At 59.5% G+C, this 24,117-nt stretch carries 22 protein-coding genes; 14 read left to right on the plus strand and 8 right to left on the minus strand.

The genetic code is table 11. The annotated features are described in order from the left end of the window. Positions 1–91: 91 nt before the first annotated feature. From MSL71_RS20395 to MSL71_RS20405, 3 genes are all read left to right on the plus strand, one after another. Positions 92–517 carry a MarR family winged helix-turn-helix transcriptional regulator gene (locus tag MSL71_RS20395; protein ID WP_180144052.1) on the plus strand — a complete coding sequence of 142 codons (426 nt, stop codon included), beginning with the start codon at positions 92–94 and terminating at the stop codon, positions 515–517. A gap of 333 nt (positions 518–850) precedes the next feature. Beyond that, complete coding sequence (locus tag MSL71_RS20400; RefSeq protein WP_180144054.1) at positions 851–2,206, plus strand: Na+/H+ antiporter NhaC family protein; 1,356 nt, start codon at positions 851–853, stop codon at positions 2,204–2,206. Between the two features lie 132 nt (positions 2,207–2,338). Next, the gene (locus MSL71_RS20405) at positions 2,339–3,040 is read left to right on the plus strand and encodes a 4Fe-4S binding protein (protein WP_180144055.1); all 702 of its coding nucleotides are present in this window, start codon (positions 2,339–2,341) and stop codon (positions 3,038–3,040) included. Between the two features lie 31 nt (positions 3,041–3,071). Here the strand turns inward: MSL71_RS20405 and MSL71_RS20410 are convergent, their stop codons facing one another. Together MSL71_RS20410 and MSL71_RS20415 are read right to left on the minus strand one after the other, a co-directional pair. Then, on the minus strand, positions 3,072–3,596 hold the full coding sequence (locus tag MSL71_RS20410) for a TFIIB-type zinc ribbon-containing protein (RefSeq protein WP_180144057.1): 525 nt from the start codon (positions 3,594–3,596) through the stop codon (positions 3,072–3,074). Between the two features lie 18 nt (positions 3,597–3,614). Beyond that, a complete protein-coding gene (locus MSL71_RS20415; RefSeq protein WP_180144059.1) occupies positions 3,615–4,940 on the minus strand; it encodes an HD-GYP domain-containing protein in 1,326 nt (441 codons plus the stop codon). A gap of 266 nt (positions 4,941–5,206) precedes the next feature. Between MSL71_RS20415 and MSL71_RS20420 the strand changes: the two genes are divergently transcribed. Then, positions 5,207–6,103: a DNA glycosylase family protein gene (locus tag MSL71_RS20420; protein WP_180144061.1), complete on the plus strand. Its 897-nt coding sequence runs from the start codon at positions 5,207–5,209 to the stop codon at positions 6,101–6,103. A 256-nt stretch (positions 6,104–6,359) separates the two neighbouring features. Here MSL71_RS20420 and MSL71_RS20425 read toward each other — a convergent pair whose 3' ends face one another. Genes MSL71_RS20425 through mltG form a run of 3 tightly spaced genes read right to left on the minus strand, consistent with a single transcriptional unit; the run spans position 6,360 to position 8,786 of the window. Further along, positions 6,360–6,722, minus strand: coding sequence for a hypothetical protein (locus tag MSL71_RS20425; protein ID WP_180144063.1), 363 nt, complete (start codon positions 6,720–6,722; stop codon positions 6,360–6,362). Then, complete coding sequence (locus MSL71_RS20430) at positions 6,722–7,726, minus strand: glycoside hydrolase family 3 N-terminal domain-containing protein (protein WP_180144066.1); 1,005 nt, start codon at positions 7,724–7,726, stop codon at positions 6,722–6,724. The genes MSL71_RS20425 and MSL71_RS20430 overlap by 1 nt, the downstream gene beginning before the upstream one ends. 22 nt (positions 7,727–7,748) lie before the next feature. Next, positions 7,749–8,786, minus strand: a complete 1,038-nt coding sequence (gene mltG, locus MSL71_RS20435; protein ID WP_180144068.1) for an endolytic transglycosylase MltG — start codon at positions 8,784–8,786, stop codon at positions 7,749–7,751. Positions 8,787–9,162: 376 nt separating this feature from the next. Here mltG and MSL71_RS20440 point away from each other — a divergent pair, with 376 nt between their 5' ends. The 6 genes from MSL71_RS20440 (at position 9,163) to MSL71_RS20465 (ending at position 15,649) form a co-directional block, all read left to right on the plus strand. Then, positions 9,163–10,317, plus strand: a complete 1,155-nt coding sequence (locus MSL71_RS20440; RefSeq protein ID WP_180144070.1) for a radical SAM protein — start codon at positions 9,163–9,165, stop codon at positions 10,315–10,317. 186 nt (positions 10,318–10,503) lie between these two features. Continuing rightward, positions 10,504–11,298, plus strand: coding sequence for a rhodanese-like domain-containing protein (locus MSL71_RS20445; protein ID WP_180144072.1), 795 nt, complete (start codon positions 10,504–10,506; stop codon positions 11,296–11,298). A gap of 196 nt (positions 11,299–11,494) precedes the next feature. Further along, the gene (locus tag MSL71_RS20450) at positions 11,495–12,418 is read left to right on the plus strand and encodes a lysophospholipid acyltransferase family protein (RefSeq protein ID WP_180144074.1); all 924 of its coding nucleotides are present in this window, start codon (positions 11,495–11,497) and stop codon (positions 12,416–12,418) included. Positions 12,419–12,725: 307 nt separating this feature from the next. After that, the gene (locus tag MSL71_RS20455) at positions 12,726–13,769 is read left to right on the plus strand and encodes a GMP reductase (RefSeq protein ID WP_180144076.1); all 1,044 of its coding nucleotides are present in this window, start codon (positions 12,726–12,728) and stop codon (positions 13,767–13,769) included. 206 nt (positions 13,770–13,975) lie between these two features. Next, the gene (locus MSL71_RS20460) at positions 13,976–14,539 is read left to right on the plus strand and encodes a BON domain-containing protein (RefSeq protein ID WP_180144078.1); all 564 of its coding nucleotides are present in this window, start codon (positions 13,976–13,978) and stop codon (positions 14,537–14,539) included. A gap of 297 nt (positions 14,540–14,836) precedes the next feature. Beyond that, positions 14,837–15,649, plus strand: coding sequence for an alpha/beta hydrolase (locus MSL71_RS20465; RefSeq protein WP_180144080.1), 813 nt, complete (start codon positions 14,837–14,839; stop codon positions 15,647–15,649). A gap of 106 nt (positions 15,650–15,755) precedes the next feature. On the opposite strand, the gene MSL71_RS20470 is transcribed toward MSL71_RS20465, so the two are convergent. Continuing rightward, a complete protein-coding gene (locus MSL71_RS20470; RefSeq protein ID WP_180144082.1) occupies positions 15,756–16,235 on the minus strand; it encodes a GNAT family N-acetyltransferase in 480 nt (159 codons plus the stop codon). A gap of 103 nt (positions 16,236–16,338) precedes the next feature. After that, complete coding sequence (locus tag MSL71_RS20475; protein WP_180144084.1) at positions 16,339–16,872, minus strand: class I SAM-dependent methyltransferase; 534 nt, start codon at positions 16,870–16,872, stop codon at positions 16,339–16,341. A gap of 457 nt (positions 16,873–17,329) precedes the next feature. Here MSL71_RS20475 and MSL71_RS20480 point away from each other — a divergent pair, with 457 nt between their 5' ends. The 4 genes from MSL71_RS20480 (at position 17,330) to MSL71_RS20495 (ending at position 21,371) form a co-directional block, all read left to right on the plus strand. Continuing rightward, positions 17,330–18,772, plus strand: a complete 1,443-nt coding sequence (locus MSL71_RS20480; RefSeq protein ID WP_180144086.1) for an aminotransferase-like domain-containing protein — start codon at positions 17,330–17,332, stop codon at positions 18,770–18,772. A gap of 301 nt (positions 18,773–19,073) precedes the next feature. Then, on the plus strand, positions 19,074–19,991 hold the full coding sequence (locus MSL71_RS20485; RefSeq protein WP_246317840.1) for a DMT family transporter: 918 nt from the start codon (positions 19,074–19,076) through the stop codon (positions 19,989–19,991). Positions 19,992–20,015: 24 nt separating this feature from the next. Continuing rightward, positions 20,016–20,618 carry a hypothetical protein gene (locus MSL71_RS20490; RefSeq protein ID WP_180144091.1) on the plus strand — a complete coding sequence of 201 codons (603 nt, stop codon included), beginning with the start codon at positions 20,016–20,018 and terminating at the stop codon, positions 20,616–20,618. 60 nt (positions 20,619–20,678) lie between these two features. Continuing rightward, on the plus strand, positions 20,679–21,371 hold the full coding sequence (locus MSL71_RS20495; protein WP_180144093.1) for an aspartate/glutamate racemase family protein: 693 nt from the start codon (positions 20,679–20,681) through the stop codon (positions 21,369–21,371). A 514-nt stretch (positions 21,372–21,885) separates the two neighbouring features. Here MSL71_RS20495 and MSL71_RS20500 read toward each other — a convergent pair. Next, positions 21,886–24,108 (minus strand): methyl-accepting chemotaxis protein, encoded by a 2,223-nt coding sequence (locus MSL71_RS20500; protein WP_180144096.1) that lies wholly within the window; start codon positions 24,106–24,108, stop codon positions 21,886–21,888. Positions 24,109–24,117: the final 9 nt, after the last annotated feature.

The raw sequence follows: 24,117 nt of genomic DNA on the forward strand, positions 1-24,117 counted from the left end.
GGGCCGGGCATGACGGTGTAGAAAATAACTTGACATAGGTTTGATGTCCAACTATATTGCCGGCCATCAACCCACTGCTACGGAGGATCGCGTGAAAACCGACCACATCATTGCCCTCATCGGCAGGACCCGGGAGAAAGCCAACGCATTTATCCTCGCAAAGCTGAAGGAGTTGGGTATTGAGGGGCTTGCCCCCTCCCACGGGGATATCCTTGTCAACCTGTTCCAAAGCTCTCCGCTGCCCATGAAAGAGCTGGCCGAAAGGATCGGTCGGGACAAATCGACAATAACGGCCCTTATCAACAAGCTCATCAAGCTCGGGTACGTGGAAAAGCGCAAGGACGCCGGCGACAGCCGCGTGACCCTTATCGCACTCACCCGGGAAGGGGAGGAGCTGAAGCCGGACTTCGAGTACGTTTCAGCCAAGCTGATGTCCACCACCTTCAGGGGATTCTCCCAGGAGGAAAAAGAGCAGGTGGTGGGGCTTCTGGAGCGGATTCACGGTAATTTCCCCTGAAAGGCGAGCGCACGTTCCCGCATTGGTATGCGGTTTTTTTTGTAACTATTCAGCTTGTCTTTGCCTCCGGCGGCCCTGCCGGGGGCCAAACTTTTGCCAATTAGATGCTTTGGGTTTGACAAACAGGTCTTGACAGCTTTGACATGAATTTCAGCGATTTTGACTGTTCTGATCTTTCTGCCGGAAAGTTTTTTGCGGAGCTTTTTTTCAAAAAAGCGACCCGCCGGAGGCAAGCTGACTAGTTACGTTTTTTTTTGATCAAATGGTTTGATATCAAACCTTATAAGCGGCGCTCCGGGCCAAGGCCCGAGGCAACCCAAGAAGGTGGCACCCATGAATCCTGGCATTGTTTCATTGGCACCGGTGACCCTCACCCTGCTTCTGACCTTTTACTCCCGCAACATCATCCTGGCCCTTTTTGCCGGGGTGTTTGCCGGGGGGATTCTCCTGGACTCCGCCCAAGGCACGCTCTTTGCCGGGATCAACGGCATCGCGGCTGTGTTTGAAAGCAGCTGGTCCGCAAAGGCCATTCTCTTTGTGCTGATGACAGGCTCTCTGGTCCAGGTGATTGAGCAGTCCGGCGGGGTCAAGGGCTTTGTGCGGCTTTTGACGGTCAGACAAAGGGCGGTGAAGAGCGCCTTTGGGGCGGAGGTGCTGGCCTATCTGCTCGGCATGGTGCTGTTTGTGGATACCACCGTCTCCATTGTGGTCCGTGGGGTGGCCATACGGCCCCTGTACGATACCCACAAAGGCAATCGGGAGACCTTGTCCTACATCATCGATTCCACCTCCGCATCCGTTGCGTTTTTGTCTCCGGCCACCGCTGCAGGGGCGTTTCTTGCCGCCTTGCTCGGGGTCCAGATTTCAACGGGGGTGATAGGCGGAGACCCGTTCAGCCTGGTGCTTCGGGCCGTGCCGTTCCAGGTCTACCCCATGGTCTCCATCGTCATCGCAGGGGGGGTGATTGTCGGCAGAAGAAAGGTGGCTGCGGCAGGGGCCGCTGAGCCGGGCAGAGGTGCCGTGCCCCATGCTGAGGGGAGCCCGGACGCTCCGGCGTCAGCCGCCGTGAACATGCTGTTGCCCCTGGGGCTTTTTATCGTGGGAGTCTTCGGCCTTGTGGTGCTGACAGGCGACGGGTCCACCTCCATCTTTACGGGCATCCTGCTGACCCTGGCGGTGACCGGCGTCTTCTACAGGATCCGGGGTGTCGTGGATACCCAGGGGTACATTGCCTGGTGCGTCCAGGGCATGGCGTCCTACCTTGAGATCGCCCTGGTCCTCACCCTCTCCTTTGCCTTGAGCAACCTGTTGAACCAGTTGGGGACCGGGGCCTACCTGGCCGGATTCGGCCACCATGTCCACCCGGCCCTTGTACCGGCCATGGTGTTTGTGAGCGGGGCTCTGATCTCCTTTATGAGCGGAACCGGCGGCGGGACTCTCTCCATCCTCGTTCCCATCGCCATCCCCCTGGCTGCGGCCTTGGGCCTCAGTGTCCCCCTGATTTTAGGGGCCTGCGGGTCCGGGGCTGTTTTTGGCGATCACTGCTCCCCCCTCTCCGATACCACCATCCTGTCGGCCAAGGTGGCGGGGGTGGACGGCATGGATCATGTCAGGGCCCAGATGCCCTTTGCCCTGACCGGCGGTGTGATCAGTTTTCTCATGTTTCTGGCCCTGGGGTTTTTCCTGTAACCGGAAGAACTCCGGTGGCCTTGATCATCGTTTGAACCGTGACCTGCACAGAGGGCACCCTACGGGCTGTGGGCCTTTTGGGACGGTGTCATTGGTTACACCGAAACTCCAAATTAATAAGGATATATGAAGATGAAACGTGCAGACGTGTATGAAAAATTCGATGCCATCGGCAGCCTTGTGTTTGCCACCGTGGACAAGGGCGTTCCCCAGACCCGGATTGCCCATTTGTTTGCCTTTGACGACGAGGGTCTCTACTTCAGGACCATGGTCACCAAGGCGTTTTACAAGCAGCTCAACGACACAGAGCTGGTGTCCATCTGCGGCATGTACCCCACCACCACCATTGCCCATGACGATGAGGGCATGCCTTCCTTTGAGCCCGGGTACACCATCCGCGCCACCGGAGAGGTCAGGGAGATCCCCCTGGAGGCCCTCAAAGCAAAGGCTCAGGGGAATGAGATGTTCATGCTGGGTGTCAAGGACATCGAGAAATACCCGGCCATGACGACGTTTTGCCTGCACCGGGCCTGGGGAGAGGTGTTTGATTTTGATTTCGAGAAGGAGAACCGGCCCCACAAGCTGGAGCGGACCCGGTTTTGTTTCGGGGGGCAACAGGTGCCGTTCCAGGGCATGCGCATCACCGATGTGTGCATGGGGTGCGGGGCCTGCCTGGAGAGGTGCTCCTTTACGGCCATTGGCAGGGAAGGGGACCGGTGTGTCATCGATCCGTCACGGTGCGATGTCTGCGGAGACTGCTACACGGTGTGCCCGGTGGATGCTGTGGAGATCGTGATCCAGGATACACTGGTGCGGGGAACCGCAGGACACTGACCGGCCCTGTGGCGGCACCCCGCACCGTGTTTTACGGGTGGGTGAGTTCCTGCCGGAGCAGGGCCAGGGCGCGATCCTGGTCGGGGTGATCTTTCAGGCGCTCTGCCAGTTCCATGATGGCGTCAAAGACGGACTCCCCCAAAAGGTTCTGGTTCATGGCAAGGAAGCTCTCCCGGTTTTTCTCCCGGCTCTGTTTTCGCTGCCAGGAGGAGGACCAGAGAACGCTTAAGTTGTCGGCCAGGTTGGTCTCGGCAATGCGTTGCCACTCTCCCTTGTCAAACCAGATCCCGCCGCAGGCCGTGCATTTTTCCAGGAAAAAGGGCTCGTCGAGCTCGATTTTAGCCCGGATCATGATGCCGTGGCCGGAGGGGCACAGGCCAGTCTTGCTGTCCTGGCCCTCCGGGGCCTGTTCCCCGTCTGCCTCTGTGACGGTCATGTCGGCCACTTCGGCGCGGCTCCCCGGCAGAAGCCACATACCGCCGCAGGCCTCGCAGAAGTAGGGTGAGTTGTAACCGGTCTGTTTCAGTTTCGTGGTGGTGCACTTCGGGCAATTCATGTGAGTCTCCAGTGTGTGTCAGTAGTCCAGGCTGTCCATGCCTTCATGAAAATAGGTTTTGAGGATCTCGTCGAGCTCCTCTCGAAAGATCTTCTCCTTGCCCCCGTATTGATCGTAAAGGGGCTTTGCGATGTGGCTGAAGGTGTCCAGAAGGTGCGGGTCGAAGTGGGTGCCCCGGCCCTCCTCCAGGATCTCCATGGCCTCGTCAAAGGTCCAAGCCGTTTTGTAGGGACGCCTGGAGGTGAGGGCGTCGAACACGTCGGCAATGGCAAAGACCCGTGCCGTGATGGGGATCCCGTCTCCTTCAAGGCCCATGGGGTAGCCCTTGCCCGTCATCTTTTCGTGGTGGGACCGGATCACCTCCAACGCGTCGTTGAGCCATGTGGACCGTTCGATGATGTCGCATCCGTGGTCCACGTGTGTCTTCATGATCTCATATTCATCGTCGTCCAGGCGACCGGGCTTGAGGAGTACCTCATCGGGAACACCGATTTTGCCCACATCATGGAGAAAGGCCCCCTTGATGAGGGTGCGCATGGTCTGGGCGGGAAGGTTCAGCTCCTCGCCCAGGCGGGCCGCGTAGATGGTGACCCGGTAGTTGTGGGCGTTGGTGTCGCTGTCCCGCTGGGCAATGGCGCTGCCCAGGGTCTCCAGGGTGTCTAAGTTGGCCTCCAGGAGGCGGACGGAAAACCGGGTGATGCGCTTTGTAAGCTTCAAGACCACCGGATAGATCACGGCCGTGGTAATAAGGACAATGAGCATGGCCCCGATCATGGCCCTGAGCCCCCGCATGCGAAAGGCCTTGATGGTCTCCGGGGAAAAGGCGAAAAATCCGTTGATGATTCCCACGTTCTGGCCGCTGCTGTTGGACAGGGGAAGGGCGCTTTTGAGATAGGGGCGACCGGCAATGCGGACAATCTCGTACCGGGGGGCACCCCGGTCGGGTATCAACAGGGGAGAGGCTTGCTGGGCTTCCTTGACGGCGCTTAAGCGGTCGTGGGTTTCGTTGTAAAAATCGATGACCTTGGCGCCTTTCAGATCGTAAATACCGATGAAGGCAAAGGCCCCGGACTGGATGGGGGTGCGGGTGGCGCTGAAGTCGAGGACGGCCTGGTGCAGAGCGTCGGCATCCAGCTGGTCGGGATCGGCCAGGAGGGCTTCGTTGCGTCCGGAGAACAGGGCGAGGCGATCCACGGCCACGGCAATGGCTTCACGGCTGACCCGGTCGCGCTCCATGAGAAGGACCCCGGCGCCCATGACCAGGGAGAGCCCGATCCCCAAGGCCACAAGGCGGATAATCAGGGTACGGTGGACAAAGGTGTGAAGAGAATGTTTCTGACCCATAATGAAAATCCCCTTTGACGAGGGCTCCGGCAGTCTTCACGGTGGCCCGGTTGGCGTTTTGTGACCAGCTTGGGCGACTTCAGTGCGGCCTTCTTTTTCGATGTTCCCTTTCCGTTTCTATATACAGCACAGTTTACCGGGCAAATCAATCGGCGGAACAGGGCCAACGCATTTCAGGGGCTTGCCCCGGGGGGCATTGTCTGCTTTGATGCAGCCGCCTTTCACGTAACCGGGGCCCTGCCCCTTAACCCATTGCCCGGAGTCCCATGACAACAACGACCCTTTCCCTGACCTGCCCCGACGACTATTCCCTTGAAACCCTCTGCCTCACCCACGGCTGGCGCCAGCTTCGTCCCTTCCACTGGGAGGAGGACGCCGGGTTCCTCCGGTATGTGCTCCACACCGGGGCACGGTCCGTGGACCTGCTAATCTCCCAGGCAGGTGACACCCTTGCCGTTGAGGTGACCGGGGACAGCCCCCTGGCCGAAGAAGAGAGGGCCGCTTTAAAAACGGCCCTGACCACCATGCTGGCCCTGGACAGGGAGACCGCCACCATCAAACGCCTGGCCCATAAGACCTCGGAGGCCCACGCAACCCTGGTGGCCCAGGGTGCCGGGCGGCTGCTCACGGCTCCCACGGCCTGGGAAAACGCCGCCAAAACCCTTTTGACCACCAACTGCTCCTGGGTCCTGACCCGGAAGATGGCCGAGGCCCTGTGCAGCACGGCCTTTACCGAGCCCGCCCCATCAGGCAGGTGCCCCTTTCCCGCCCCTGCCGAGGTGAACCGTTTCAGCGCCGAGGAGCTTAAAACCCTTGCCCCCGTGGGCTACCGGAGTGTCTACCTCAAGGCATTGGCCCACTGTTTTGTGGCAAACCCAGGGCTCGAAACCCTTTTGTCGGGTGGGAGGCTAAGCCACGGCGAAGCCGGGGCACAGATCTCTAAGTTCAAAGGATTCGGGGAGTACGCCCGGATTCATCTCATGACCCTTCTGGGCTTTTATGGCGAGATCCCGGTGGATTCCGTGGTGAGGGGGTACATGAAAGCCGTCCACGGTGTGACGGATATTCCCCCGTTTCTGGACGCGCAGTACGGAGACTGGGGAGCGAACCGCTGGTGGAAATTCAAGATGGAGTCCATGCTGTTGGGAAAAAATTTTCCGTGAGGTGATTTGGGGCCTTCGTCTGTCTCATCCACGTTCGGGTGAGGGGGCAAGGAAACATCAAAGCAAAAACATGCCTCCGGCGGGTCGCTTTTTTGAAAAAAAGCTCCGCAAAAAACGTTTCTAATGTGAAAAAGTGGAAATTATTTCGGCGGAGCCTGGAAAGGCTTGCTTAAGAACTGTTTGTCAAACTTTTTAAAAGTTTGGCCCCCGGCAAGGCCGCCGGAGGCCTCTTGAGGGCAAGATGCGCTGGATGGCGCTATTTGTTTAAGGCCAGGTAAAACCCCACCCCGGTCATGACCATGGCCTTGGCGTACCACAAGGGGAGGGTTGAGCGTTTGGCGGCTCGGGGGATGTTTCTGGCGCGCAGGGCCAGCCAGGTGAGGGGCAGGGAGATGAGGAAAAGCAGGGGGTAGAGCCAGACAAACCCGGCCATGATCCAGGCGATGGGGTCTGATTCGGAGCCGGGCGCGTCAAAGAGAAAGAGAACGGCCAGGCCGAAGGGGGCCCAGGCAATGAGGAGCAGAAAGCACAGGGCGTTTCTCAGCCTCACGGCCCGGGGAGTGGCCGGAGAGATCCAGGTCAGGTATCCCCGGGTCAGGCGATAGGCCAGGCCCGCCATCAGTTGGGGGCCTTTCGGGTCATGATCTCTTTTAAGGCCAGGATGCGCCCCACGGCCAGGGCGTGGGCGCCGGGAAAGCGAGTTGCCATGGTTTTGAAGGTCTTGGCCAGGGTCTCGTAGCGGTCGCTTCGGTGGCAGATCAGGGCGATGTCCACGTCTGCGGTGAAGATCTGCCGGGCGGCGGTCTCCATATCGCAGGTGACGGCCTTCATGTCGAGGTCGTCGGTCATGGTGACGCCGTTGAAGCCCATGCGGCCCCGCAAGACCCCTTTGACCACCTCAGGGGAGAGGCTGGCGGGCCACTGGTCGTCGATGTCCGTGTACTTGATGTGGGAGAGCATCACGGCCGAGGCTCCGGCTGCAAAGGCAATCTCAAAGGGTACCAGGTCGGTGCGGGACAGCACCTCAAGGGGCGTGTCCAGCAGGGGCAGGGTGAGGTGGGAGTCCAGGGTGGTGCGGCCGATGCCCGGGAAGTGCTTGACCACGGCCAGGACCCCTTCGGTCTCCAGGGCCTCCATGACCTCGACCCCCAGGGCGCCCACTTCCTGGGGCGAACCCGGGAACACCCTTTTTGCCATGATGCCTGAAAACCCCTCGGGCTGGACGTCCAGCACCGGGGCCATGTCCATGTTGTATCCCACCTCAAAGAGTTCTTTTCCCGTGGTGCGCCCGAAGTGACGGGCCGCCTCAGGGGTGCCCAGGGCCGGGGCGCCTTCGGGGAAGAGGGTGAGGGGCTCTTTCATGCGGGCCACCTGGCCCCCTTCCTGGTCCACGGAGATGAACAGGGGCGGCAGGCCGCAGTGGGCCGCGTACGCCTGCATGGCATGGCACAGGTCGGCCACCTGGGCCGGTGAGTCGATGTTGGGGGAAAAGAGGATCACCCCTCCCACCTTGAGGGTGTCGATGAGGTACTTCAGGTCATCGGTGAGGTCGGTGCCGTCAAAACCCACGATGAGCCGCTGGCCCACCTGTTCGTCCAGTGTCATATCGGAAATCTGTGCCATGTGCGTGTCCTGGGGTGTGTCACTATCTGTTTAGCTGGTACTTGCGTACAGCTCGGGAGTGCTCCTTGAAGGTCCTGGAAAAGTGATGGGACCCGTCTTTTTTGGAGACAAAGTAGAGGTACCCTGTGTCCTCGGGCCGGACGGCTGCCGTAAGGGCTGCAAGGCCCGGGCTGGCGATGGGTCCGGGGGGCAGTCCCTTGATGACGTAGGTGTTGTACGGGGTCCTGCGCCGGAGGTCTTTTCGGGTGATGTTGCCGTTAAAGTCTTTGATGCCGTAGATAACCGTGGGATCGGTCTCCAGGCGCATCCGTTTTTTGAGTCGGTTGTGGAAGACCGATGAGATGATGGGGCGCTCGGATGGGGCGCCGGTCTCTTTTTCGATGATGGAGGCCAGGGTCACCACCTGGTTGGGGGAAAGCCCGAGGGCTTTGCCCTCCTGCTGCAGCTCTTCTGTGAAGACCGCCTTGAAGCGTCCGACCATGGCGGCGAGAATGGCCTCTTCGGAGGTGCCCTTTTCAAAAAGATAGGTTTCCGGGAAGAGGTAGCCTTCAAGGGAAGGGGCCTCCCCGGGCAGCTCCATGCGCCGGGTAAAGGGCTCGGAAAAGCAGAGGTCCATGATAAGGGCCGCCTCGCCAAGACCGCTTTGTTCCACCACATCGGCAATCTGCCTGACCGTGTACCCTTCCGGGATGGTGAGCCTGCGCAGGTGGACCTTGCCGCTGGTGAGAACGGTGAGGATCTCCTCGGGTGTCATGGCTCCGGACAGGCGGTATTCGCCGGCCTTGATTTTCTTGTCGAGGCCGTAGACGGTGGCCATGAACCTCAACTTGGTCTCGGAAGAGCAGAGTCCGGCCTTCACCAGCTGGCGGGCGGTGGTGTTGAAACTCTGGCCGCGCTTGATGGTGTAGATGAGCGTTGTGGCCGGATCACCCTGTGGGGTGCGGTAAAACCGGGAGAGATGAATTGCCGTCCCGCCGGTACCCACCACAAGGATGAACACCAGAAGGAGAAGGGGCCAGATGAGCTTTAACCTGCGAAGGTTAGCGTGTGTTTCCGTCATGGGTACCCGATTGTTTGATTCAAACCATGGTATTGCCGGTATTCCCAAGGCAATGACCTACCAGGGCGATCATATGTCAGGCCCGTGTGTTTGTCAAAACGAGCCTTGTACGGAAAGGGAAGCCGGGCCCATCTTTTGGCGGTATCGGTGTAAATTATAGGCCCTGCGCATTGCATTCCCGTCAGGGATGTCTACTTTTGAAATACTGACAATGACTCTGGCAACCATTTCACACGTCGAGTGCACCCATATACAAGGGATCAGAACTGCAGATGGTGCATGCGGCTCGCCCGTAAAGCTGAGAAAATCGAGTAGATGTTCTGGTGACGCCGTTTTCTCATGAAATTTCCGGGATGGATTGAAAAGCGAGGATACCATGAAGACAGTCCGTGAGTATGAAGGATTTGAGCAGGGGCCCATCCGGCCTCCCAGCGAAGCGGCGAGCCTGTTGATTCGCGTGTCGCGTAACTGCCCGTGGAACCGATGCACCTTCTGTCCGGTCTACAAGGGGGAGACGTTTTCCCTGAGGCCTGTGGAGGACGTGATGCGGGACATCGACGCGGTGGCCCGGTATGCGATCCCCCTCCATGGGGTGATCGAGACAAATGGCCGGGTGACGCGTGCCGACCTTGAGGCGGTTCAGGCCACGGTCAGGGGGGGAGAGATCCATGCCTTCCAGGCGGCGGCCAACTGGGCCCGGGGACGGATGACCTCGGTGTTCCTCCAGGACGCCAACAGCCTTATCGTCAAACCCGAGGACCTGATCCGCGTTTTGGAGTACATGCGTTCCGTCTTTCTCTGGAACTATCGGATCACCTCCTATGCCAGGTCCCACACCGTGGCCCGGATCAGCGACGAGCACCTGGCCCGCATGGCCGAAGCCGGGTTGAACCGGATCCACATCGGCATGGAATCCGGCTCCGACGCCGTACTCAAACGGGTGAAAAAGGGCTCCACCAAGGCCATGCACATTCAGGGCGGCCTGAAGGTGAAGAAGGCGGGCATGGAGCTCTCCGAGTACGTGATGCCCGGCCTGGGGGGAAAGGAATTGTCCCGCGATCACGCCCTGGAGACCGCCGACGCCCTGACCCAGATCAACCCGGACTTCATCCGGCTCCGCACCCTGGCCATCCCCGGGCACACCGAGCTCTATACCGACTGGAAGGAAGGACGGTTCGAGAAGATCACCGATGTGGAGGCCGCAGAAGAGATTCTCCTTTTTCTGGAATCCCTGGGGGATATCACCAGCACCCTCACAAGCGACCACATCCTGAACCTCTTTCAGGACGTGGAGGGAAGCTTTCCTGTTGACAGGGAGGCGATGTGCGATAAGATCCGCGCGTTTCTTGCCATGGATCCCGTGGAGAAGATGCACTATCAGGTGGGGCGGCGCCTTGGCCTGTTCCACGGCATCGGGGGCATGAAGGGCTCGGCCCACATGAAACAGGTGGAGGCCACCTGCAGGCAGTACGCCATCACCCCCGACAACGTGGACGAGGTGATCACCCAGCTCATGACCCAGTTTATCTGAGCAAAAAGCGGCCCCTCGGCAGGTCCTTCAGGGGCCGTTTCCGGTTTGCCTGTGAGCAGGGTGCACGCGGCGAAATATTGTTTTTTTGGCGGGTGCATTGAAAAAACAAGTGATACGATGTAAATCTATTGTTTTTTTATGGCCTCAATTTTTAGGCGAGGCGACCTGCATACCGAGGAAAAGACGATGAAGCAGTTATGGCCAGAGGAGCTGGACGCCTTTCTGGACCGGCACCCTGAAGGGGAGGTAACCCTCGTGGACGTGCGTCGCGAGGAGGATTTTGAGCAGGAACACATACCCGGATCCGTGTGTATTCCGGCCCTTGCCATCAACAAACGGGCAGGGGAGCTGGATCCGAAACGCACCACGGTTTTTGTCTGCGAGCGCGGGGCCAAGTCCCTTGCCGTGGCGCTGATCTACGAGACGAACGTTGCGCCGGAGGGCGAGGTCTTCAACCTTGTCGGGGGCCTGGATGCCTACCTGGGGCGCCTGGCCTACGGCCTGCCGAAGATCCGGGTGATCCGCCAGCACGAAGACCTTCCGCGGATGCTCATGGCGGCCATGGACCTGGAAAAGGGCGCCTGGCGGTTTTATCAGCGCCTGGAAAAGCTCATGGAAGGCAAAGGGCCCGTGGGGGTGGTGAGGAAACTGGCCGCCGTGGAGATTTCCCACATCAACCTCATCCACGCCTACTTAAAGCGCCTGGACCCCCATGCCCCGGATTGTGTGACCCTGGTGAACACCCTGCCCGGTTCCGTTGTGGAAGGCGGGGAGAACCTGAGCCAGCTCTTTGAGCGCATGAAGGACGGCACCCTGGGATGGCGGGCTCTCTTTGAGGTGGCCCTGGAGGTGGAGGTGGCTGCCTATGAGATGTACCGCAACCTGGCCGACACCATGGAAGGAGAGGGCGCCGAGATTTTTTACTCGGTGGCCGCAGCCGAAAAAGAGCACATGCGCATGCTCCTTGAAGAGCTGGCGTGATGCTCTGGGTCATGCCAAGAATAAACAGCACATGACGGGATCATCCCATAAGTCCTCAGTTTTTTTTACACCGCATTTTCGCACGGAATGTGCCCTGATGTTCGGGGCACATTTTTTTTGCCCCTGCGGGCCGTGCCCGCAGGGGACACGCAGCACATACGATAGTCTCTATTTTTAAGTGAAGAAGGCACACCACATGTTGAATGTATTCAGTCGATTTATCTCACGCCTGCCCTTACCCGTGGCCATGGCCTTTGGCCGCTGCCTCGGATGGATCTGGTATTACCTTATCCCGATTCGACGAAAAGAGGCCCTGCACAACATCAACCGAGCCATGGGCAGGGAACTCACAAGGGACGAGCAGCGAATCGCCATTCGGGAGCTCTTTGCCCATTTTGCCATGTACATCGTGGAGATACTCCGCATTCCCCATATGAGCCTTGAGGAGAACAGAAAGCTGGTCCAGATCGACGGCTGGGAACACGTGGACGCCGCCCGTGCCCGTGGCAAAGGGGTGATCCTGGTGGCCACGCACCTTGATAACGTGGACCTGGGTGGCTGCTCCATGGCCATGCGGGGGGCTCCCATTGCCGTGGTGGTCAAAGAGATGAGCAAGGCCGCAGAGCAGTTCATATCGAGCGTGCGCAAGAACACCGGCGTTATCATCATCAACCGCAAAGGCACCAAGAATTACATCAAGGAGCTTCTGGCGGAAAACAAGATCGTTACCCTGGTCATCGACCAGCACCTTGCCAAGCACCGATCCATTGTGTGCGACTTTTTCGGAGAGCTTGCGGCAACGACCCCTGCTCCTGCCCGATTTGCCTTTGAGACCGGCGCCACCATCATCCCGGCGGTCATCAACCGGAAAGCCAAGGACGGCCACCACCACGTCAAGGTTTCCCCGGCCTTCCACCTGGAGACGCCCCATGAGGACATGGAGGAGAACATCCGCCACAACACCGAGCGCCTGAACCGCATCGCAGAAGAGTGGATTCGGGAAGCCCCCAACCAGTGGTGGTGGTTCCACAGGCGCTGGAAGGTGCAGGACAACCCCGAGGGCTGGGATATTCCCGACGCCCTTTTAAAGCAGGTTGCCTCCGCATCGGACAACCGCTGAGGCTTTCTTTGGCCGGGGAGGTCCGGCGGCATGAAAACATGCCGCACCTCCCTATCTGACTTTTCCGGCAGGCCCCCCTCAACACCCTTCCTTGCACTGGCCTGCCGTATCCCATCTTCCATGGCCCTCGGCGCCGCATCCTTTTCCCCTTTGTCCGGCCCGGCGCATCCGGTTGGCAGAGTTCCTGTTTTTGGATAGACTGGTTTTGATCGTTGTTTCAGATGGTTTTGCTCGTGCTGCGCCAGCCCATGCTGTGTGTGGCATCCTGCCATGTCGCCTAACCCTTACACGAAGAATGAGGTGTGCCATGCGAATCGACAACGAAGTCAAGCTCGGGTTCAAGGATGTGCTGATCCGGCCGAAACGTTCCACTCTGAAGAGCAGGTCCCAGGTGGAGATGAACCGCACCTACCTGTTCCGGCACAGCCAGACCACCTGGTCCGGCGTGCCCATCATCGCCGCCAACATGGACACGGTGGGCACCCTGGCCATGGCCCAGGCCCTGGCAAAACACGGGGCCATGACAGCCCTTCACAAGTACTACTCGCCGGAGGACCTCAAAAACTTCCTGGCGCGCCAGGACGATTCCATCTTTGATCACATCATGGTGAGCACCGGGACCCTGGATGCGGATCTGGAGCGTTTGAAACAGATCGTTCATGTGCTGCCGCTGCTGAAGTTCATCTGTATCGACGTGGCCAACGGGTACACGGAAAACTTCGTGGACGTTGTCCGAAGGGTGCGGGACCTTTTTCCGGACAAGGTGATCGTGGCGGGCAATGTGGTGACAGGGGAGATGGTGGAAGAGCTGATCCTCTCCGGGGCCGACGTGGTCAAAGTGGGCATCGGCCCGGGGTCGGTCTGCACCACCCGCGTGAAAACCGGGGTGGGGTATCCCCAGCTTTCGGCCATCATCGAGTGTGCGGACGCTGCACACGGTCTCAAGGGGCTCATTGTTGCCGACGGCGGGTGCACCTGTGCCGGGGACATTGCCAAGGCCTTTGGGGCGGGCACCGATTTTACCATGCTTGGGGGGATGCTGGCGGGCCACGACGAATCCGGCGGGGAGATCCTCGAGGAGAACGGGGAAAAGGTGGTGACCTTCTACGGCATGAGCTCCCGGGACGCCATGGAAAAGCACAGCGGCGGGGTGGCCGACTACCGCGCCTCCGAGGGCAAATCCGTGACGGTTCCGTACCGGGGGCCGGTGGAAGACACCCTCCTGGACATCCTGGGGGGCCTTCGATCCACCTGCACCTACGTGGGCGCGGCCAAACTTAAAGAGCTCTCCAAACGCACCACCTTTATCCGGGTCATGGAGCAGCACAACCGGGCCTTCGGGGATGAGTAGCCTCGTCCTTGCCGCTTTTTGAAAAGTGGGCTATCGTCGGGCTGACATGGTGGGTTGTTCCCACAGGCGTGATCTCCGTCACAGGGGACGATCCAGGCACCATGGTATGGATGGAATGTTTGAATCGCCTGTCGATACGCTTGTGGGTCGGTCCGCTCCGGACCTTCCGTCGGCGGGCAGTGTCTTGTTTTGGAGGGTTTGGCTGTATGCCGATGCGATGGATTGCGGTATCTCTTTTTCTCTTGTGTGCGGGGTGCGCCCCGGTTGTGGTGGGAACCGGCGCCACAGGCGTTTATAAAAGCGCTTCGGATGAACGTACCTTTGGCAACCAGGTGGACGACGCCACCCTCACTGCCCGGGTCAAGACCGCCCTTGCCGAATGCCGGGAGGTGCCCACCTTCTCCGTGGACGTGGACACCATCGAAGGGGTGGTGACCCTTACGGGCATCGTGGACAACGAGGGGGTGGTGCGTAATGTGGAGGCCGTGGTCCGCAAGGTCTCCGGGGTAAAGGGCGTCAACAACCTTCTTCAGCTGGGTACCACCAGCATCGGGCAGGCCCTGGACGACAAGGTGGTGGGCATCAAGGTGAAGTCGGAGCTCATCGCCTCTCCGGACGTGGATGCCCTTCACATCGATGTGGACGTCAACAACGGGGTGGTGACCCTCACCGGTGTGCTGAAGAGCGCAGCCATGCGCGATGAAGCCGTTCGCCTGGCCGATCGCCTCGTGGGCGTCAAGCGCGTGGTGGACAACCTCGTGGTGAGATAAGCAACACGGGCCATCATGGCTACTTTTTTATGGAGCGCCGCACGCCAGTGCGGCGCTTTTGTTTTGCGGCAAAGCCTCGGGGTGTCCGTCTTTGGGGCCTCTTCTTATCGGTGGTTGACAATTTCCTTGCTTGCTGTGGATTTTGCTGGAAATTGAATGTATTATCACGGATTGCCTTGAATTGTCCTTCCTTCTTTGCTACCTCCATCTATTCCTGAGATGTTATCGTGTAACCGGATAAGGCACCGTTTTTTTGGAGGTGCCGACCCATGGGTTGAGGTGTGAGCAGGAGGAAGGATGCTGGAGCGAATCGACACGTTCGACTCCCGGTTTGTGGCGCCGCGCCATGTGGACGTGTGGCTGCCGCCGGGCTATGACAAGGGGGGAGGGGCCCGGTACCCCGTGATCTACCTGCAGGACGGGCAGTACAACTGCCTGCCCGCAAGCAACCTCATGGGCTGGGGGCTCTGCGATACGGCCAGGGGGCTCATCGAGGACGGGGTGATTCCCCCGGTGATCCTGGCCAACATCTGGAACACACCGGATCGCTGGCGGGAGTACGTTCCCAAAAAGCCCGTGGAACGGTATGTCTCCGAGAAGGAGAAAGCGTCCATCCGGCGGCGGGGCAAATGCCCCACCTCGGATCGTTACCTGAGATTTCTTACCGAAGAGCTGATACCCCACATGGAGTCGGCCTATCCCCTTATCACTCGCCCCGAAGCGCGGTTTGCCATGGGCTCCAGCTTAGGGGGTATCATCTCCCTGTACGCGGTGTGCGAGCACCCGGACCTGTTTTGCGGGGCCGGATGCCTCTCTTCCCACTGGCCCCTTTACGAGGGCTCCACCCTTCCTTACATGGCAGATACCCTGCCCGACCCCGCGTCTCACCGGTTTTACTTCGATATCAGCACCGAAGCCCTGGACGCCAAGTACATTCCCTACCACAGCCGCGTCCGGGACATCCTGGCCCGAAAAGGGTACCGGGAAGGGGAAAGCTGCATGAACCGTGTCTGGAAAGGCCACGACCACTCGGCCACCTCCTGGGGCAAACGGGTCCATGTGCCCCTGACCTTTCTTCTTAGGGCCATGCCAAGAATAAATTACACATGACGGGATCATCCCATAAGTCCTCAGCATGATGTTTTGAACGTTGCGTCGACACATAACGAATTTAAGGCGGAGTATCGTTATATATTATTATTTTAGGGCATAGCCCTTACAGGGGGCTTGCCATAAACAGGGTCTGCTCGGTGTCGTCGTTGCCCGACAGGGTGGAAAACCCCATGGATTGGTAAAGGGAAAAGGCCCTGGTGTTGTTTTCGTACACCTCCAGGGTGAGCTTGCAGCACCCTCTCTTTTCGGCTTCGTCGCGGACGGCGTTCAGCAGGGTCTTGCCCACCCCATGGCCGCGGAATCGGCTGCTTACCCCTAAGTCGTGGATGTTGAGTGAGGGCATGGCCCGAAAGGTGGAAAACCCTTCCACGGTGACGGCAAAACCCGCGGGCTGCTTCTCTTCATAGGCGAGGAAGACCACCACGTCGTTTCGTTTTTGGATCGCCTCCACAAGGTTTTCGGGGATCGGGACATCGCTGGGGGTCCCGGCTGTTCCCAGGCTGCGGGTGTATTCGGTGAAAAGGGCGAGAAAATCGGCGGCCTCTCCTTCGTGGTCGAGGCGGGTGATCAAGACGTCTGACATGGTACAACTCCCTGTGTGACTTTTGGTTAAAACCTGTTTGTTAAACTTTTTAAAAGTTTAGCCCCCGGCAGGGCCGCCGGAGGCAACGGTTACATGGTGCAGATCAGGCCTCGGGGCGGCATTGAACGTAGCGGTCCGTGGATCTCTGGATGACAAATTGCCCTGAGTCGAGGATCTTCTGCTTCGCCGTTTCCATGGGCTGGTGGCCGCTTTCCATATAGAGCACCCCTTCCGGCACCAGGATGCGCCGGATGTCCGTGAGCATGGCCGTGGGGTCCTTGACCATGTGGAACATGTCCATGGCATAGACGATGTGGACGCTGTGATCGTCCAGGGGGGTGTCGTACCCCCGGGTGAGCAGCCCCATGACGTTGGTGAGCCCCATGCGAAAGGCCTTTTCGTTGACGGCCTGGATGGCCAGGGGGTGGATGTCCACGGCCGTCACCAGCCCTGTATCCCCCACCAGCCGGGAAGCGGCTTTGAGGTAAGAGCCCGGACCGCACCCGTAATCCACCACATGCATCCCCTCCATGATCTCGAATTCCGCCAGGATATCCGTACGCCTGCTGAACAGGTCCTTGACCCGGAAGGCCACCGTCATGAGCCTGAATGCCGTGTTGGAGAGGTGCTCTTTCATGTTTTTCCTTTTGGTCACTGTTCAGGTCAAGCAGGCCGTCGCCAGCAGATGAGATCCGCCTGTACCCGTGGCTGTGTGTCACCATTCAGGGCTACTGCGCCACACGCGAAGGCCGGGGGGCTTTGCTACCCCCTGCCTACGATGGATCAGAACGGGCCGGCGGTCAAGATGGGCGTGCATTTATCTCAGGGCAAACGCATTTAGATTTTGCCTCCGGCGGCCCTTCTGGGGGCCAAACTTTTGAAAAGTTTGACAAACAGGCTTTGCCTTGATTACCGGAACGTTTTTGCGGAGCTTTTTTCAAAAAGCGACCCGCCGGAGGCAACTGAATTTTTAAATGCGTTGGCCCTGGTATTTATCTGTGTCCTTCCAATGAATGATATGAAAAACTGTATCCATTGAAAATGAAACCAACTGTATCTTTAGGCCTTCAGGCCAAGTGGGGTAGGGTATCGTCATGAAAGCGAACGTTGCAGAGAAAAAGGGGGAGCAGCCCCTCTACGAGGAGGTGGCCGGGCGCCTGGCCCTCATGGTGAGGGAGGGCACGTTCCTGCCCGGTGAGAAGGTGCCCTCCATCCGGGCCATGAGCCAGCGGCTGAAGGTGAGCATCAACACCGTGAAGACCGCCTACGGCCTGCTGGAGGACCGGCGGGTCATCGAAGCACGCCCCCAGTCCGGTTACTACGTGTGCGCACGGCTTCCCGAGATTCCCCGGGAGCCGGATGTGCGGCGTCCCATTCTCAATGCCGCAGCCGTGGAGGCCGGAGAGATGGTCTCCCGCATCATGCGGGATGTCAACGACCCAAAGCGGGTGCAGTTCGGGGCAGCCATCCCTGATCCGGCCATTCTGCCGTCTGAAAAACTGGGACGGATCATGGCGGCCGAGGTGCGGCGCACCAAGGGCCACGGCACCGACTACGCCATGGGCAGCGGCCTTCCAAAGCTGAGGCACCAGATCGCCCGGCATATGCTCAATGCAGGGGTGACCCTGTCTCCGGACGAGATCCTCATCACCTCCGGGGCCTCGGAAGGGGTCTCCCTGGCCATGAAGGTCCTCTGCCGACCCGGGGACACCGTGGTCACAGGTGCCCCGGTCTATTTCAACTTTTTGCAGCTCTTCCGCGAGCTGGGTCTCAAGGTCCTTGAGATTCCCTCATCCCCCGTGGACGGGATCCATCTGGACGCCCTGGAGCGCGCCCTCTCCCGAAACCGGGTGAGCGCCTGTCTCCAGGTGACCAACTTTAACAACCCCTTAGGGGTGTCCCTTTCCGAAGAGAAGAAAAAAGCCCTGGTGGCTCTTCTGGCACGGTACCAGGTGCCCCTGGTGGAAGATGACATCAACGGCGACATCGCCTTTGAGGGCCGTCGCCCCGGGGTGTGCAAGGCCTACGATAAGAGCGGTATGGTGATCCTCTGCTCCTCTTTTTCCAAGACCCTGGCCCCGGGTTACCGGGTGGGGTGGATGGTTTCGGGCAGGTTTCAGGAGCGCATGCAGCGCCTCAAGATGGTCTCCTCCCTGGCCACGGCCCTGCCTCCCCAGCTGGCCGTGGCAGAGTTTCTGGCCAACGGGGGCTACGAACACCACCTGCGGGGCCTCAGGCGTACCTGCGCCCAGCGGGTGGCCGCCATGGGCGAGATGGTGGGGGAGACCTTCCCCAAAGGCACCCGGGTCACCCGGCCCTGGGGCGGCTTTACCCTCTGGGTGGAGATGCCCCAGGCCGTGGACTCCCTGAAACTCTATGCCGCAGTGGAGCCCCTGGGTATCACCGTGGCCCCGGGCGCCCTTTTTTCCCTCGGCGACACCTACCAGCACTACCTGCGCCTCAACGCCGCCGCCTTTACACCGGAGACCCGCTGGGCCCTCAAGGCCGTTGGGGACGCTGCCCATGCGCTGGTGTAATGGACTCAAAAAGCGTGCCTCCGGCGGCGAGGTGAGCCACCTCGAAAGCTTATAGCCATTGCGCTTTGCCCTTCGTTCCTCAGGGCAAAGCGCAATGGCCTTCGGCTCGGGCTGCGCCCGACATAAACGCTGATGGTTTATGTTAGCTGCTTTATAACCTCGAAGTTATATCGGTTTTTTAAAACCTGTTTGTTAAACTTTTTAAAAGTTTAGCCCCCGGCAGGGCCGCCGGAGGCCTTTTTTTTCGATTTTTACGACCAACAACGTGATGGATGCTATGCGAAATGTAATGTTTTATGTGATGACGATTCTGATCTGGGGCTCCACCTGGCTGGCCATTACCTTTCAGCTGGGGCGCATCGACCCCATGGTGTCGGTGACCTATCGGTTTTCCCTGGCAGCGGTGCTGCTTCTCCTGTGGTGCGCCGTGCGGCGTTTGCCCATGCGATTTACGTGGAAAGAGCACCTGGCCATGGCCACCCAGGGTGTTTTCCTGTTTGCCTTGAACTACTGGCTGTTTTACCTGGCGGAGCTTCACATCGCCAGCGGCCTTGCCGCGGTGATTTTTTCCACGGTGATGGTGATGAACGTGGTGAACGGGGCTGTGTTTCTCAAGAGCCCCGTGGACGCCAGGGTGGTGGCGGGGGGCGCGTTGGGCCTTGTGGGTATCGGCCTGGTGTTCCGGCCGGAGCTTACCTCGTTTCATTTCGGGGACAGCGGGGCCAAGGGGCTGTTGCTCTGCTTTGCAGCTACTTATCTTGCCTCCATCGGCAACATCCTGTCCGCACGCAACCAGAAAGCAGGGCTCCCCGTGGTGCAGACCAACGCCTTCGGCATGCTCTACGGGGCCCTTATCATGCTGGGGCTGTCCGCGCTTCTTGGGCGCTCCTTTGCCTTTGAGATGAGCACGGCCTATGTGGGCTCCCTTGTCTACCTGGCGGTCTTCGGGTCCATCGTGGCCTTTGGTTGCTATCTCTCCCTTATCGGCCGCATCGGGGCGGATCGGGCGGCTTATGCCACCCTGGTCTTTCCGGTGGTGGCCCTGGTGATCTCCACCATCTGGGAAGGGTACCGGTGGAGCGGGTATGCCTTCAGCGGTGTGGCCCTGATTCTTTTGGGGAATCTCCTGTTGCTCAACCGAAAAGAGGAAAAGAAAACGTGTCAGGCAGGCCGTGCCGCAACACCTCCCACCACTTCCCCTGATACTCTGACAGCCTGAATTTTTAGAAGGGACCAATGAACCATGGACATGCTGCTCCAGCTGTGGGGAGGCTCGTTCTACCTCATAAACAAAATGCTGTTCTCCTTTGCCGAAGGGGCTGGTGATGCCGTGGCACGCCAGCTCAAGCTGTGGGGCTGGGCGATCTACATTCTCGGGGTTCCGGCCTGGGTGACGATTTTGATCCTCAAGCACAACTGGATTGCCGCCTCCATAGAAGCCGGAGGCGTCCCTGCCATGGTGCTGGGCCTGCTTCGTGTGTATCAGGGAAGCGGAAAAAATCACGGGGTCCTTGACGGGGTGGCCACGGTCAGCACTTACGGGTTCATGATCCTTGGCGTGGGATTCAGCCTGTACGATTACCACGGCCTTACCTCGGTGTCCCAGGCTCTGGAGATGGGGGTGATGGTGGGGTTCCTGCTGGGCAGCTATCTCCTGGCAAAGGAGATGCACGTGGGGTGGCTGTTTTTCATGCTGATGAACGCAAGCATGGGCACCCTGATGCTGCTTCAGGATAAACCCATTTTAGCGCTTCAGCAGGGGGGGTCCCTCTGTTTTGTCGTGTACGGCTTTGTGGGTGCCGTCAGGAGGAATGCGGGCGGAGATTGCGAGGTCATCGTCGACTAAGGAACAGACAAGAATGATGCCCCCGGCAGGGCCGCCGGAGGCAAATGAAAGGAAAAGACCATGAAAACCATCGGACTGCTGGGCGGGATGAGCTGGGAATCCACCGCCAGTTACTACAAAGCCATCAACGAAGGGGTCAAGGGGGCCCTGGGAGGCCTTCACTCGGCCAAGATTAGCCTGTACAGCGTGGATTTTGAAGAGGTGGAAGCCCTTCAGGATGCCGGAGACTGGGACGCTGCCGCAGAGCTTCTCGGTCGTGCCGCCGCCTCGGTGGAGGCTGCGGGTGCGGACTTTCTCATGATCTGCACCAACACCATGCACAAGGTGGCCGAAGAGGTTGAGGCGCGCATCTCCATTCCCCTTCTTCACATCGCCGATGCCACGGCCGAGGCCCTTGCCGCCGACGGGATCTCCAGGGTGGGGCTCTTGGGGACCCGCTTTACCATGGAAGAAGATTTTTACACAGAAAGGCTCAACAAGAGGTTTGGCCTTGAGGTGGTCACCCCGGACGACCGGGGCCGTGGGGATGTCCACAACGTGATCTACTCGGAACTCTGCCGTGGAGAGATCAACCCCTCCTCCAGGGGACGCTTTGTGGAGATTATTGAAGAGCTTAAAGGCAAAGGGGCCGAAGCCGTGATCCTGGGGTGCACGGAGATCGGCCTGCTGGTGGGGCCGTCAGATACCCCGGTGCCCCTCTACGACACCGCGGCCATCCATGCGGCCAAAGCCGTGGCGTGTGCCATCGGGTAAGAAAAGCGCCTCCGGCGGCCAGGTGGGGGCACCTGGAAACCCTGTGGCGAATACATGGGGGTCGTCATTATGCAAAGGTTTTCGAGGCATTCGCGTGGGGTGTGATATGGGGCAACCGGTGTTACAGGATAGGCCCTTTCCGTTTATCAGGAAACCGGTTGGTTTTACAGCTTGATATGTGGGCTTCTGTAGGGTGCGCTTGCGCACCATGGGTTTATAAAATCAACCCTTTTGCCGATTCTGTGTTTCGTAAGGGGAGCCTGTGCATGGGTTTTTATGGGGGGCGCCACCCTTTGGTGGTGCGCAAGCGCACCCTGCCTTGCATATCCCCTCCCCACATACATTAAGGATTCGCCCCCGGCAACGTTGCCGGGGGCTTTTTTATTGCCTTGATGCGGTGTGTTGTCTTAGCCTGGATATTTTACAGTTTCAAAATAACCACCATTTTTATTGTAGCTATCTGAAATCATATTGTTTTTCTTTTGTGCGGTTGTTTTCTCATGAAATATCCGGGTTAGATCCTGAATTTGCCCACCTGTTCCTGTAAGCCGCCGGACAGTCCGGTGACATCTTCGGCGTGGGCGTTGACCATGTCGCTGCTGGAGACGAGGGTGGCGGCGGTGTGGCTGACCTCGGTGATTTCCCGGGCGATCTGGTCGGCAAAGCGCGCGCCGTCTCGGGCCTGGTCGTTGACCAGGGCGATGGCCTGGGAGGACTGGGCCAGGTTGCCGGAGATCTCCCGGGTCGTCACAGACTGCTCTTCGATGGTGGTGCCGATGGTCTGGATGATCTGGTCGATCTCGTGGATCGTCTGGGCCGTGGCGTTCATACCGGCGGTGGTGTTTTTGGCGGCGTTCTGGATTCCCACGATCTGTTCGTTGATGCGGGTGGTGGCTGCCCCGGCTTCGTGGGCCAGGGTTTTGATTTCGTTTGCCACCACGGCAAAGCCTTTACCGGCTTCTCCGGCCCGGGCCGCTTCGATGGTGGCGTTTAAGGCCAGCAGGTTGGTCTGGCCGGAGATGTCGTCGATGGTCTGGGATACCTCGCCGATCTCCTTGGCGGCTCTGCCGAGGGTTTCCATGAGCTCCTTGGCCCGGTGGGTCTCGCTGACGGCGGTCTCCGAGATGCTGCGGGCGGTTTCCGTTTTTCCGGCGATCTCGGCAATGGAGGCGGTCATCTCTTCGGTGGCCGAGGCCACGAGGTGGGCCGTGGACGAGGCGTCGTTGAGGGCCTCTGCCATGCTCTCGATGTTGCCGCTCATGTCCGAGGCGGCCGTGGCCACGGAGTGGAGCTGGTGGGACATGCCGTCCGCTCCCTTGGTCATCTCCCCGGAGATGGAGAGGAGTTCCCCGGAGGCCGATCCGATGGTACCCGAGCCGTCTGCGATGTCCCGGATCATGCCCTGGAGCTTTTCAAGGAAGGAGTTAAAGAGGGTGGCCAGCTCTCCGATTTCATCGCGAGCCCCGTAGGAGAGGCGACCGGTGAGGTCCCCGTCGCCCTGGGCGATGTCCGCCACCATGGTGATGACCTGCTTTAAGGGCACGGTGATGGAGCGGGTGATGAAAAAGGCCAGGACCATGCCGATGAGGACCGCTATGGCTCCCACGACCATGGCGATGCGCGACAGGGTCTCTGCGGAGTCGCCAAGGGTTCGGGAGCGAGAGCCCGCGATGTCCATGGCCTCCCGGTAGATGCCCTCCACGGCCTCGCCGATCTCCCGGGCCGAGGCGCCCATGGTGGCTTCGGCCTCTTCGATGATTCTCTCTTCGCCAATGACCTCTGCAAAGGCATTGGCGTAGGCATCCAGCTGCTCGGTGGCCTCGGTGACGTGGGTCTGGGTGATACCGGCGCCCTTGAGCTGGTCCGAGAGGGTGGTAACGGCCGTGCGGGTGGCCTCGGCATCCTTTTCATCTCCGTAGAGGAGGTAACTCTTCTCATGGGTGCGGATGGCCAGGAGGAGTTTTCCGGCCATGGGCACGTAGACATCGTTTAAGGAGGCTTCGATGTTCTCCCGGGTGGTGACCATGATCTCGTAGAAGTACTCGTCGTCGTCCAGCTGCTCCAGGGCCCCTTTGTAAAGGCCCAGCTGCTTGGCCTGGTAGGCCTTGCTTTCGGCGCTGCAGGTGGAGCGGTTCAGGGCCGCTTCATAGGCATCGATACTGTTGACGAGGTTCTCCCTGGCGTCGGCAAAGGTGGTCTGCTTGAACTCCCGCTCGCAGATCCAGAGCCGCAGAAAGGCAAGGTAGAGGGTCTCCACCTGGTGGCCTTTCATCTTCTCTTCCAGGATGGCACCCGCCTTGTTGAGTTCCCCCTGGAGGCCCGAGTGGGCATCGGCCCCCTTGCGCTCCCAGGCCGAGGCGAGCTCCAGGAAAGAGGCCAGGTAGTGTTCGGCCAGGTCCTTGACCCGGTCGGATTTTTCGGCGCTTTTCAGGTAGCCTGCCTGCCTGGCCAGGGTGTTGATGGCTTCGGCTTCGTCCTTGAGCCGGGCGATGCCCTCCTTCAGGGTTGCCAGGGCAGCTTCGTCCCGGCTGGCGAGGAATCGGCTCTGGAGTTCCCGGCTTTCGATGAGCAGGGATTTGACGTCGGCCGCGTTTTCAGCAATTTTCAGCTCCACCTCCATGAGGTTTCCCACGCTTTTTACCGTGGAGCGGACGCAGTACTGGTAGATACCGATGACACCTAAGAGCAGGAAGATGACAATGCCGAATCCTCCGCCCAGTTTGTAGATCATTTTCATGGCTGCCTC

Source organism: Desulfoluna butyratoxydans (assembly GCF_900699765.1).
Lineage (GTDB): Bacteria > Desulfobacterota > Desulfobacteria > Desulfobacterales > Desulfolunaceae > Desulfoluna > Desulfoluna butyratoxydans.